This is a genomic window from Tessaracoccus sp. O5.2, assembly GCF_964266725.1.
GTDB lineage: Bacteria > Actinomycetota > Actinomycetes > Propionibacteriales > Propionibacteriaceae > Arachnia > Arachnia lapidicapta.
Map to the genome: position 1 here is coordinate 1 of NZ_CAXWGV010000025.1, position 11,794 is coordinate 11,794.

General features: G+C 66.0%; 13 protein-coding genes. 7 read left to right on the top strand and 6 right to left on the bottom strand.

Features of this window, described 5'->3' with window-relative positions; translation table 11 throughout:
• The first annotated feature begins 145 nt into the window (after positions 1 to 145).
• A complete protein-coding gene (locus ACFQPD_RS09700) occupies positions 146 to 382 on the top strand; it encodes a zf-TFIIB domain-containing protein (protein ID WP_385900421.1) in 237 nt (78 codons plus the stop codon).
• A 209-nt stretch (positions 383 to 591) separates the two neighbouring features.
• Here ACFQPD_RS09700 and ACFQPD_RS09705 read toward each other — a convergent pair whose 3' ends face one another.
• The 5 genes from ACFQPD_RS09705 to ACFQPD_RS09725 form a co-directional block, all read right to left on the bottom strand.
• Positions 592 to 1,509, bottom strand: coding sequence for a phosphotransferase family protein (locus ACFQPD_RS09705; RefSeq protein ID WP_073186133.1), 918 nt, complete (start codon positions 1,507 to 1,509; stop codon positions 592 to 594).
• 433 nt (positions 1,510 to 1,942) lie between these two features.
• On the bottom strand, positions 1,943 to 2,422 hold the full coding sequence (locus tag ACFQPD_RS09710) for a hypothetical protein (RefSeq protein ID WP_026926298.1): 480 nt from the start codon (positions 2,420 to 2,422) through the stop codon (positions 1,943 to 1,945).
• A 71-nt stretch (positions 2,423 to 2,493) separates the two neighbouring features.
• The gene (locus tag ACFQPD_RS09715) at positions 2,494 to 3,747 is read right to left on the bottom strand and encodes a multicopper oxidase family protein (RefSeq protein ID WP_385900412.1); all 1,254 of its coding nucleotides are present in this window, start codon (positions 3,745 to 3,747) and stop codon (positions 2,494 to 2,496) included.
• Positions 3,748 to 4,011: 264 nt separating this feature from the next.
• Positions 4,012 to 4,617 (bottom strand): M23 family metallopeptidase, encoded by a 606-nt coding sequence (locus ACFQPD_RS09720; RefSeq protein ID WP_051215013.1) that lies wholly within the window; start codon positions 4,615 to 4,617, stop codon positions 4,012 to 4,014.
• A 193-nt stretch (positions 4,618 to 4,810) separates the two neighbouring features.
• Positions 4,811 to 5,101, bottom strand: a complete 291-nt coding sequence (locus ACFQPD_RS09725; protein WP_026926296.1) for a helix-turn-helix transcriptional regulator — start codon at positions 5,099 to 5,101, stop codon at positions 4,811 to 4,813.
• 95 nt (positions 5,102 to 5,196) lie between these two features.
• Here ACFQPD_RS09725 and ACFQPD_RS09730 point away from each other — a divergent pair, with 95 nt between their 5' ends.
• Positions 5,197 to 7,281, top strand: a complete 2,085-nt coding sequence (locus ACFQPD_RS09730) for a heavy metal translocating P-type ATPase (protein WP_385900414.1) — start codon at positions 5,197 to 5,199, stop codon at positions 7,279 to 7,281.
• Entirely contained in the window at positions 7,278 to 7,907 is a 630-nt protein-coding gene (locus ACFQPD_RS09735) for an isoprenylcysteine carboxylmethyltransferase family protein (protein WP_226996980.1), read from the top strand. The genes ACFQPD_RS09730 and ACFQPD_RS09735 overlap by 4 nt, the downstream gene beginning before the upstream one ends.
• 44 nt (positions 7,908 to 7,951) lie before the next feature.
• On the opposite strand, the gene ACFQPD_RS09740 is transcribed toward ACFQPD_RS09735, so the two are convergent.
• Positions 7,952 to 8,572 (bottom strand): apolipoprotein N-acyltransferase, encoded by a 621-nt coding sequence (locus ACFQPD_RS09740; protein WP_385900417.1) that lies wholly within the window; start codon positions 8,570 to 8,572, stop codon positions 7,952 to 7,954.
• A gap of 207 nt (positions 8,573 to 8,779) precedes the next feature.
• Here ACFQPD_RS09740 and ACFQPD_RS09745 point away from each other — a divergent pair, with 207 nt between their 5' ends.
• The 4 genes from ACFQPD_RS09745 (at position 8,780) to ACFQPD_RS09760 (ending at position 11,697) form a co-directional block, all read left to right on the top strand.
• Positions 8,780 to 9,259, top strand: a complete 480-nt coding sequence (locus tag ACFQPD_RS09745; protein WP_342371840.1) for a hypothetical protein — start codon at positions 8,780 to 8,782, stop codon at positions 9,257 to 9,259.
• A gap of 115 nt (positions 9,260 to 9,374) precedes the next feature.
• Positions 9,375 to 10,004 (top strand): vitamin K epoxide reductase family protein, encoded by a 630-nt coding sequence (locus tag ACFQPD_RS09750; protein ID WP_342371839.1) that lies wholly within the window; start codon positions 9,375 to 9,377, stop codon positions 10,002 to 10,004.
• 86 nt (positions 10,005 to 10,090) lie between these two features.
• Positions 10,091 to 10,819 carry a thioredoxin domain-containing protein gene (locus tag ACFQPD_RS09755; RefSeq protein WP_081683804.1) on the top strand — a complete coding sequence of 243 codons (729 nt, stop codon included), beginning with the start codon at positions 10,091 to 10,093 and terminating at the stop codon, positions 10,817 to 10,819.
• Between the two features lie 26 nt (positions 10,820 to 10,845).
• On the top strand, positions 10,846 to 11,697 hold the full coding sequence (locus ACFQPD_RS09760; protein WP_385900419.1) for a helix-turn-helix domain-containing protein: 852 nt from the start codon (positions 10,846 to 10,848) through the stop codon (positions 11,695 to 11,697).
• Positions 11,698 to 11,794: the final 97 nt, after the last annotated feature.

An 11,794-nucleotide genomic window follows, 5' to 3' on the forward strand; every position in this document is an offset into this window, starting at 1 on the left:
CGCCCTCGCCCTCTACCGACAGCCCCAGCCGCTGCGCGTCGCCCACCAGCTGCGCCACCAAATCCTTGTCCACCAGCGGGGCCGTTCCCGTCGCCGTCACCTGGTCCTCGACCTCCATCACGACCGCCTCAGCGACCGGCTCAACCTGCATCATCATCGGGTACCTCCTACATCGGAGTTACACCGGAAAACGTACAGTCCCCAGTGCGGAAGTTGTCGAGGGCTCTTCCTCGACTTCGGTGAACTTGAGCACCTCACGCAGATGGAGGGCCGGTTCGTCAGCCAGGCACCGCCACCGCCCGGCTATGGCCCCGCTTGGGGCAAGCACGGTGATCGTCGGTATCGCAAAGGCGGCCTGGCGGGGTTGTTCTTTTCCAGCTAGTCTCGCGGACCTGCGTTCATCGACTGGTGGCGACGCGGGCGGTGCTCGCCAACCACGAGGACAGCCTCGGTCGCGGGCCGTCCGGCCCGCTCGCCGTTGTGGCTTGTGCGGATGCACCCGGGCGTCGGAGTGAGGCGGGTCGCTGACGCTGACTCGGATGTCGGCGTGGCACGGTGAACCGCCGGCACCTGTGGTTTCTGCTGGGGCTGTCAACTGTCCTGCATCCGGCGGCACGCCTGTAGCAGTGCGCGGGTCGTGGCTGGGGACTCGCCGGAGCGGAGAGAGCGAGCGGCCGCGATCAGGGTCGCGGCGCGAGCCGGTGGGTCGAGGTCGGTCCAGGGGTCGCCGGCTGGCGGCACGGCGGGACCGCCAGCGGCTCGATAGGCATTGAGGAGGATCGTCCAGGGCTCGTCAGGGAGCAACCCTGCCGCCCAGAACGCGGCTGGGCGCGCAAGGTCCCAGGCCGGGTCGCCGACGCCCGTGTCGTCGGGGTCGAGCAGGTACCAGTCGCCCGCCGGCGAGGGGCGGCCCAGTTGACCCAGGTGGAGGTCGCCGTGGATCATCGCGGTGCGTTGTGGCCGGCGTAGCCGGCTGGCAAGGTTCTCGCCGAGTTCGACCAGCCAGATCAGGTCGTCGTAGGGACGGCGGCGCAGATAGTCAATCGCCCGGCCAAGCCGGGCAAGCACGCCCGCCTGCGGGAATGACGACCCAGCGGGACGGGTGCGATGCAGCTCAGCAAGCAGGGTTCCCAACTGCGTCCACGGTGGCCGGTGGTCGGGAGCCAGCACGGCTACTCGTGGCCAGATCGTGGTGAGTTGTCCGTCGGGCGCGAGTATCGGAATGCCGTGCAGTGGCTGAACCCAGAAGCGGCTTGCTCCGGGTTGGGTGATGACCTGCAGCCGGCGTCGTAGGAGTGCTGTATCGGCCCCAAAGGGGTGTATCTTCACGACAACTCCGGCGCAGGCGTAGAGCCGTGCGCGCGCCCGATCGGGCTGCGGTCGGCGCTGGCCCTGGTGGGCCAACTCAGAGACGACAGTGTGCGAGGCCGCTTCACCGCCATGGTCACTCGCCACTGTTCGCACGAAGTCGGCTATCCCTCTCGGGATCACTGCCTGGATCTCGCTCACCTGGAGTGAACTGCCGAGATCGTTGAATGTGCCGGCGTCGGTACCGGACGGGTCAACTGGAGTCCGAGGTAGACCCACAGAGCGATGAATGCGACCCCGATGAGGAGCATCACGATCGTCCTGGTCCTCAGCCTGATGGGGGCTCGCGGCGCCGCTCGGGCGTCACCAGCGCTTGGGTGAGTCGATTGATCCTTGCTCATGTCAGTCTCCTGATGACTGCGTAGCGATGGTGACGGCTCCCGCGATTTGCAGCGGACGGTGAACTGCGGAGCGGGCCGAAGGACACCATCGAGTCCGTCGTGTGCGAACCTGGGTTGCCCGCTGAGTTCGCCATCGGGATGGCTCGTTCGTCACGCCCACGGCGTCGGAGGCATGAACCGCGTGCGGAAGCGGTGCCGCGATCCGGCTGGGCGCGGCGAACGAAGAGGGCTAGTCAGCAGAACGAAACTGGTGGCCCGCGACGTTGCGATGGCTGATAGTGCTCGAAAGAGTGGAAAGGCCGCGGGGTGGCGGCCGCAAGTACAGGCTTGGCCACGACTGGCCTGGTGAATGACGGCGTCGGGAACCTTCGGTGCAGCCAGTCGCGCGCCGACCGCAGGGTGCGGCGTACCCATAGTCCTGCGCCCAGCGCCAGCAGCACGCCGACGATGCCGGCGGCCAGGGTTGAGGTCGAGACCAGCACCCACAGCCGTACCGTGGTGTCGAAGTTGCTGCCGGGGAGATAGCTGTGTTCGGGGCAGCTTCGAGCCTGTGCGAACAGGTCCAGGTGGACGCCCACGGAGGCGAGCAGCGGAAGCTGCGGGGAACAGGTCTTGTCGCTCACGTCCAGACTGCCGGCCGCGCTAGCCAGGCCGATCCCGCCCAGCACCGTCATCAGCGCAGCGCTCCAGAGGCTGTGGTGACGGTTCCTCATCAGCGCTCCTCGTCCGGACACGCCCAGTGTAGTTGGGCGACACGGCCTGGCGGAGGCAATCGGCGAGCGGGTCAGCGGCCCTTGTAGCGCATGGTGAGCATCATGCCGGCTTTGGTGTGGTACTCGTTTTGGCAGTGGAGTGCCCATGTTCCCGGGTTGGTGGCATCCAGGTGCACGGCGGTGGTGCTGGATGGGGGAACCAGGAGGGTGTCTTTCCTCAGTCCGTTGTCCAGCGCGAAGGTGTGGCCATGCAGGTGCACCGGGTGTGCGCGTGTGGTGGTGTTGACGACCTCGAGCAGGAGGCGGTCGTTGTCGACCACTTCAAGGGGTTGATTCTGGCCGAAGGGCGCACCGTTGATGACCCACCGGTAGGGGTTGGCCTGCCCGCCCAGCTCGATGGTCGCGCGCGCATCGATCGGCCGGGTCGGGAGCAACGACGACTCCTCCGGGTACAGGTCGAGCCCCTGAGTGAGTTGGCCTGTGAACTCGGCCAGCTGGACCGGTGGTTCCGGTGGGCTCCCGGACCCGGTGCGTACCAGCGCGAGGCCGTGGCCGGGCTTGTTCCATGGCTTGGCCACGAGAGGGAAGACGCCGTCACCGAGGGTGACCAGGAGGTCGTATCGTTCGCCCATGCCGAGATAGAGCGCGGAGGTGGTGTGCGGCTTGACCGGGTGGCCGTCGGTGTGGGTGACGGTCAGGCGATGTCCGCCGAGGGCGAGGGCGAAGATCGTGTCCGAGGCGGCGTTGATCACGCGGAGCCGGACACGGTCGCCGGGGCGGCCCTGGTGGGTTACGGGCGCTGTCGGTACTGCTCCATTGATCAGGTAGAGCGGATAGGGGATGTCGCCAGCGTCGCCGAAGAACGGCTCGTTGCGGGAGGACAGCTGAACGGCCTGGGTGCCGGTGGTCGAGGGGCGGCGGGCGTTCAGGCGCCGGAACATGTCCTCAGGGGTTTGACCGTCGACGACCAGCCAGTCATCCAGGACTACGGTCCATTCGGCGTCGTAACGGCCCGGCTCTACGGGATCATCAACGATCAGTGGCCCGTAGAGGCCGCGGTCCAGTTGGACTCCGACGTGCGAGTGGAAGAAGTAAGTGCCGGGCTGGGGTGCGGTGAACTCGTAGAGATGCTGTTGCCCTGGCTGGATCGGGTTCTGCGTGAGTCCCGGGACGCCATCGACGTCGTTCGGAATGGGCATTCCGTGCCAGTGGATCGTGGTGGGGCTGGGGAGTTGGTTGTCCAGGTTGAGGCGCAGCAGATCGCCCGGGTTGGCTCGAAGGTCGATCCCGGGAAGGGTGTCGTTGTAGGCCCAGGCCTCGGCCAACGTGCCGCCGAGGTCGATGATCGAAGGCGCTGCCCGCAGCGTCTTCTGGACGATGGGTTGATCGGTGAGCGATCCACGTGGCCACCGCGAGCCACCGGGAATCGCAGGGTCGCTCGCCGCGGGTACGCATCCGGTGAGAAGCCAGCTGCCGGCGAGTGCGAATCCACCGCCCAGCAGTGCTCGACGTGAGGTTCCGGTGTCGCGGGGTGGTTGGATGCCGGCACTGGTGGTCGGAGAAGTCCGAGCTTGGGAGATGGCCACCGCTCAGTCCTTCACGAGGTAGGGCACAGGGTCGGCACCCTTGCCGTTCTCGTAGAGGGCTAGGTGGAGGTGGCAGGCGGTGGACAGCCCGGTGGTTCCGACGTAGCCGATCACGTCGCCCTTGGTGACACTCTGGCCTGCGCTGACGGCGTACTTGCTCATGTGGAGGTAGGAGGTCTCGACGTTCTTGCCCTTGATACGACCGTGGTCGATCCGGACGTTGTTGCCGGCGCTGCGGCTGAAGTTGGCCCTGGTCACGGTTCCGGACTGAGTGGCGTAGATGGGGTTCCCGCACGCGCCTCCGATATCCGCGCCGTTGTGCAGGCGCATGGAGCCGAGGATGGGGTGCTTGCGCATCCCGAATCCCGAGGCCACGCCACCCTTGGTGGGCCAGGTGAACCTGCTGAGGTCCTTCAACCGGGTGAGTTCTGCCTCGATGTCGGAGGCGACTTTGCGCTCGCGTTTCTCGTGTTTGGCGAGGAGAGACTGGAACCGCACCTGGTCGACCTGAGCGGCGGTTGCCTGGAGTTGTTTGCTGCGGTTCTCCAGCAGGTCCTCGAAGGTGGGCGCCCGCTCAGCGGCGACGGCTGCCGCCGAGGCGGGGGGCAACGGCGCATCAGCGGCATGAGCCGTGTGTCCCTGGTCCAGCGACCCGCTGGCGCCGATGAGGACGGCAGCTGCCAGAGCGATAATCCTTGCCGTTCCCGGCAATCGCTTCGCGCGAACCTCGCTGGCAGCCACCCCGTCCCCTCTCGACGGCGGTAAGACTAGCCTAAGAGTTTCTCAGATTCCATTCAGGGTTCTAGTCGTGACTGGCATGGTTCAGGATCTGTTCGACCATCGCTCGAACGTGGTCGTCCTGCAGGCGATAGAGGACGTTGCGTCCCTGCCGGTCGCCGGCGGCGAGGTTTAGGTGGCGCAGGATGCGCAGGTGGTTGGAGACCGAGGCTTGCGACATCGCCAGTTCTGTGACGAGCTCACTGACGGTGGCCGGGGAGTCCAGCAGGCGAGCGAGGATCAGGACGCGCGCCGGCGTCGCCAGGCCGCCCATCACCTCCGCGATGCGCTCGGCTTCGCTGGCATTCAACCTCATGAACCACCCCTCTTCCGGAACGCGGCCTGGATTGATCCAACCAGATTCTGAGCGATCTGTGGCAATGCATCATTACATCATGATATGTATAGATCATGAGTGCTGCGCATCAAGATCACGAAGACGACTCCCACGGACAGGGCAGGTGGGAGCTGTACTTCGCTATCGCCTCCGGCGTGACCTACATCGCGGGGCTGATCGCTGAGTTCGGCTTTGGCGCCCCGGAACCGCTGGTGCTGGGCCTGTATCTTGCGACCTACTTCTATGGGGGCTTCTTCACCGTGCGGGGGGCGTGGGGCTCGATCCGCCGGGGCCGGTTCGAAGTGGACTTCCTGATGATCGTGGCCGCCGCCGGTGCAGCAGCGGTCGGCAGGCTCTCCGAGGGTGCCGTGCTGTTGTTCCTGTTCAGCCTCGGACACGCCCTGGAGGAGTACGCGATGGCCCGCGCGACTCGCTCGATCAAGGCGCTGGGCGAGCTCGCACCCCGCACGGCCACGCTCCGCGTCGGCCCGGACGAGCTTGTCGAGCGTCCGGTGGAAGAGCTTCAGGTGGGCGATGTCGCGGTCGTGCGACCGAACTCGCGGGTACCTGCGGATGGTTTCGTCAGCGTCGGCAGCACGGCGATCGACCAGTCCGCGGTGACCGGGGAGTCGATCCCGGTGGAGAAGGCTGCAGTGCCCGACGTCGCCAAGGCCCTGGCCAATCCCGACGCGATCTCCAGTGGCTCGCGGGTCTTCGCCGGGACGGTGAACGGCCCCGGCGCGTTCGACATGGTGGTGACCGCAGCGGCCGCCGACACCACATTGGCGCGGGTGGTGAAGCTCGTCACCGAGGCTGACACAGCCCAATCGCCCACCCAGCGGTTCATCGATCGGTTCCAGCGGTTCTATGTGCCCGCGGTCATCCTGGCCGTGGTCGTGGTGTTGGCGGTCGGGATGATCTGGTTTGCCGAGCCGTTCGGTGACAGCTTCTACCGGGCGATGCTGGTCCTGGTCGCGGCCAGCCCCTGCGCCTTGGCGATCGCAACCCCAGCAGCTGTGCTGGCGGGGATCGCTCGTGCTGGCCGCGCCGGCGTCCTGGTCAAGGGCGGCGCCCCTCTGGAAACCCTCGGCAAGGTCGACGCCATGGCCTTCGACAAGACCGGCACCCTCACCTGGGGACACCCCACGGTAACCGACACCATCCCAGCACCAGGCGTCCTCGTCAATGAACTCAATGCGATCGCCCTGGCTACCGAGACGTTGAGCGACCACCCGTTGGCGACTGCCATCGTCCGCGATCTCACCGAACTGGTCGGAGCGAACGCGCGCCGCGTGGCGACCGACCTCGAGGCCGTCACGGGCCGCGGCATCCGCGCGACGGTGGATGGTGAGATCGTCCTGGTGGGCAGCGTCCGGATGATGGCCGAGGCCGATCACGAGCTGCCGGTCGAGGTCAAGGCCTCGGTCGATCAACTCCAGGCCGAGGGCCGCACCACCATGGTGGTCACCCATGGCGCCCGCGTGCTCGGCGTGATCGGTGTGATGGACGCCCCCAAAGCCGAAGCCCGCCAGACGCTCGACGTCCTGCGCGAGTCCGGCATCGGGGAACTGGTCCTTATCTCGGGGGACAACCAGGCGGTCGCCGACGCCGTGGGCCGCTCGGTCGGGATCGACCGGGCCATGGGTGAGTTGTTGCCCGAGGACAAGGTGGTCGCGATCCGCAACCTCACCGAAGGTGGTCGCACCACGGCGATGGTGGGCGACGGTGTGAACGATGCCCCCGCGATGGCCAGCGCGAGCCTGGGCATCGCGATGGGCGCTGCCGGGTCGGCGGTCGCCCTGGAGACCGCCGACATCGCTCTGATGGCCGACGACCTCGGACGGGTACCGTTCATGGTGCGACTCAGCCGAGCAACCTCCCGGCTCATCCGGCAGAACCTCATCGCAGCCCTCGCCATCGTCGCGTTCCTCGTGCCGGCCAGCCTGCTCGGGCTAGCGATGGGTCCGATCGTGTTCATCCACGAAGGCTCGACCATCCTCGTCGTCCTCAACGCCCTGCGACTGCTGCGGTTCGACCACAACCGCGACCACCACGGCATCACCCACGAAGACCGTCCGGCCGGACGTGCAGGATCGGCTGCTCCACGGCAGGAACTCGCCGGCCGCACCCAGACCGAGTTGGACGGGCGAGTGGAGTGACGGCCCTGAACGGCTGGATCGCGCTGGCCTTGTACCTGATCGGTCTCGGTCTGGCGTTCGGCTTTCGAGCGGTGGTTCACCTGCGCCGCAACGGAGATACGGGGTTCCGACTCAAAGCAGGTGCGGCGGGCTCCGCCCAATGGTGGGGGAAGCTGCTGTTCGCGGTCGCGCTACTGCTCGGACTGGCAGGCCCGGTGACGCAGATCGTCGGCATCGGACGCCTGACCATCCCCGGCGGCACGATCGTGGAAGGGATCGGGCTGGTCCTTGCACTGCTCGGGATGAGGACGTTGCTGCGGGCGCAGCGGGAGATGGGCGCTTCCTGGCGGGTTGGCGTCGACCCGGAGGAGCACACCGAGATGGTGACCGATGGGACCTTCGCGATGGTGCGCAACCCGGTGTTCTCCGGGATGGCTGTGTCAAGCGTCGGGTTGTTCCTGCTGGCCCCGACGATCGCCTCGTTGACGGCGACGGTCGTGCTGCTCGTCGCCATCCAGGTGCAAGTCCGGGCGGTCGAGGAGCCCTACCTGCGCGCCGCCCACGGCGACGCCTACCGCGACTACGCCGCTAGGGTCGGCAGGTTCGTCCCAAGAATGGGGCGAACCTTTCGCCAGCCCCCTCGGTAGCCGGAATCGGCCGGGTCGAGGACATGGGACGCGCGTGGCAGCTTTTAGCGCCGAACTGCGAACCCGAGCAGCAGGAGGCCGAGCAGGCTGGTCGCGGCCAGAAGGCCGGCGGTCCATGTGCCGAGAGTGACAGCCGGGGTCAGTCCGGTGCGTAGTGGGATGGTGGTGACGCGGGCGCCGGCGGTGTCGGCGGGAAGGTCGTCGAGGAGGGTGCCGTCGGGGGCGAAGGCTTGGCTGGTGCCGGTCGTGGAGACGTTGACGACGCTTCGGCCGGTTTCGATTGCTCGCATCCGGGCGAAGGCGGCCTGTTGCAGGTTCTCGTCGGTGCCGCGGAAGTCGCCGTTGTTGGATTGGAGCAGGTATAGCTGAGCCCCGTCTTGGGCGCCCTGCCAGATGACGTCATCAAAGATGACGTCGAAGCAGATCGCCAATCCCACCCCGACGCCGTTCAGGTTGATGTGCGGGGAGTTGGTGCCGGGGGTGTACTCGCGTCCGATCAGGCCGATCAGGTCGGGTGCGATTCGCTGGTAGAGCCAGCGGTCGGGCACATACTCGCCGAAGGGTACGGGGTTGGCCTTGTCGAACAGCTGGACTTCGCCGTCGGTGGCCGGCCAGAGCAGGGAGGTGTTGTAGGTGTTCTCCCCGCGGCGGGTTGCAGCGTTCACCAGCAAGGGCGCCGAAACCCGGTGGGACAGCTCATCGAGCGCGGTAAAGGGCCTCCTGCAAGCGTCTTCGTGGTCAGGTGGTCAAACTCCATCAGGCACGTGATCTCGCGTCAACCCTCAATCGCTGCGAGTAGTGCCGTCGTCGGACAGAGCGCAGCGGCACGCTTCGGCCACGAGCTAGACTCGTCGACAACCCGAGGAGCGAGCATGAGATCACAACGCCGTGGCGCCGCAGGCGCCGCCGCGTTGATGCTCATCGGTGCGAGCAATCTCGCTGCTGGTGTCAGGTCGGTGAACATCGCCGATACAGCCTGCATGCCCCAGGTGCCCCTGATCGCGCCGTTCGGCGTCCACCTCGATCTGTTGGTCGAGTCCGAGCTGTGCCCAGAGCACAGCTACCTGCCAGGGCTGAACTTCGGACGCTTCGCGCAGTCCTTTGTGGTGCTCTCGGCAACCACCTTGATCGCCGGCCTGGTCAGTCTGCTGCTCGGGCTCGGCGTGGGACTCTACGCCCGCCAGGCAGCAAAGACGGCCCGCGACTGGCTCCGGACACGCCTAAGTGATGCCAGGCCGGCCACCCTCCACGTACCTGCCCACGTTGCCATCATGGCACTCGTGGTTGCCGCCCCCGGACGGCGCCCCTATCACCCGCTTCAACGCCGAGGCCCACCCGCCCTGTCCTGCTGACCGACTCAATTCGCACCCAGTGCACAGACGAGCGCCCTTTCGGTGAACGCCGAGGGTCTGATGCTCGGCGCGTCGCTGCGGTGTGTCCGAACGACGACAGACAGGTCCTACCACCTTGACCACATCAGACGACCTTCTGGAGCGCATCCACCGGTTCAGACAGACCGACAGGTGGATCTTCTCCACCATGCTTTTCTCGGCTTGCCTCAGCCTGTACGCCTCCTTCGTCCTGTCCACCGACGCCGTCCGGCTAGCGGCCGACCCCAAAGTCGGACTTCCGTGCAACCTCAACGAGGTCATCAACTGCAGCGCAGTCGCCAGATCCTGGCAGGCCGGACTGTTCGGATTCCCGAACGCGTTCCTCGGCCTGATGGCCGAGCCCGTAGTCATCACCATCGCGGTCGCCAGCCTCGCCGGCGTCAGGTTTCCGCGAGGCTTCATGCTCGCCGCCCAGATCGTCTATGGCCTGGGCTTCGTGTTCGCCTACTGGCTGTTCTTCGAGTCCACCTTTGTCATCGGGGCGCTGTGCCCCTGGTGCCTGTTGGTGACTGTGTCCACCACCTTGGTGTTCGCATCACTCACCCACGTCAACCTGCGCGACAACAACCTGTTCCTCCCAACGAGCCTGCACAAGACCTTGACCAAAGGGCTTCGCCTGGGAGTCGACAACCTGCTCGTCGTGCTCTGGCTCGGAGCGATCACCACCTTGGTGCTCGCCAAATACGGTCCAGCCCTCTTCGGGTAAGGACCCCAACCAAACGACCTGCCCACACACCGCGTCGCCGCCAGTCAGCACGCGTCCTACCCACATCTTCCGGCAAGGAGCCCTACATGCCCAGCAATCAGAAGCCCAAGAAGCCAATCGTCGACGAACGCCCCGAACCAGGGGAACGTGGCGCCCGAAGAACCATCATCTTGATCTGCGCGGTGCTGGTGATCTCGGTGGTCATCTTCGGCATCATCCAAGCCAGTCGCCAGCCCGCCGCCGTCGTCGAGCCGTCCACACCCGTCCCCACCGAAACCTCCGGCGCGCTCGTGGTACGCGAAGACTCCCGCCGACTCAACGACGCGCCAGATGCCACTGTGACCTTCGTAGAGTTCCTGGACTTCGAGTGCGAGGCCTGCGCCGCGGTCTTCCCGGCGATCGAGCAACTCCGGCAGACCTACGGCGATCGAGTGTCCTTTGTCATCCGGTACTTCCCGCTACCCAGCCACTTCAACAGCGAACGCGCGGCCAGAGCGGTCGAAGCCGCCGCTCAGCAAGGAGAACTTGAAGCGATGTACACCAAGATGTACCAGACCCAGACCGAGTGGGGTGAACAGCAGATACCCAAAGACGACCTGTTCCGCCAGTACGCCCAAGAACTCGGCCTCGACCTTGAGCAATGGGACGCCGCGTACAACTCTGAGGCCACGCTCCAGTTCATCCGCAACGACTTCAACGACGGTGTGGCCCTGGGCGTGACTGGTACGCCAACCTTCTTCCTCAATGGAGAGTTGATCAGTCCTGAGACCCTTGATGACCTCACCACCATGCTCGACCAGGCGCTCGCTGAGTAGACCGCTGCGGGTGCGGTACTGCCTACATGTCTGAGCCACTGCGGGTCGGCAGCGACTACTGGCCGGTTTGGGCATGCACGTACGCCGGCTCTCGCCCCATCGGCCCCGCGGCTCTCGATTGTGTCAGAGTCATCGTGATCCGTAGTGGTAGCGCACTCCTCGTTGGCGAGTTGGGGCAAAGGCTTGTGAAGACGGGGGATGTGGTCCTCCTTGCAGCAAACGTCCTGTGCGGAAGCGAGCCTGAGGGCCACATCACCTTGACCACGATCCATGCGGATACGGACTATGTGATCGATCAGGTCTACTGGCAGCACGCTGGGCTCGTGCGGGATCGGCTTGATGCTCAGGACTTCGCGGCGACCATCTACGCCGAGCCAGCGCAGGTTCTCAGCCTCGGTGAAAGGCAGGCCGAGGCACTCACAACTTGGCTCGACGAGATGGTCGCGCTGAGCGCCGAGCGGCCCGTTGCTCGCTACTTCTTCCGGATGCAGGCCCTGTGGTTTTCCATAGCACACGTCATTGCCCCGTTCATCAAGGCGTCCCCGGTGCGGATATCAGCCGCCCGGCCGAGTCATGTCCGGCCAACCTTGCCGAGGGAACGACGGTTCGCTCCCATCAGGGAGGAGGCCCGCAGAGTTGCTGAGCTGTTGCGGACATCACCCGAGCGGCGATGGACTCTCGCCGCTTTGGCCATGGAAGTACACCTGTCGGCTGCTCAGCTAGGCAGGGTGTTCGTCGACGCCTTTGGCAAGACACCGCTCGCGTTCCTAACGATGGTGCGAGCCGAACGCTTGGCAAGGTACCTGCGCGAGACGGACCTCACTGTCACCGAGGCAATGTGGCGGGTCTGTCGGCGGACACGGAAAAATGCCCAGTGACGGTCATGTAGTTGCCCGCTGGCGGTCATGAAATCTGCCCGGTGGTGGCCATGGGATCTGCCCGACACGACATCCGTTGCCTGGCCGCGTCCGCGGT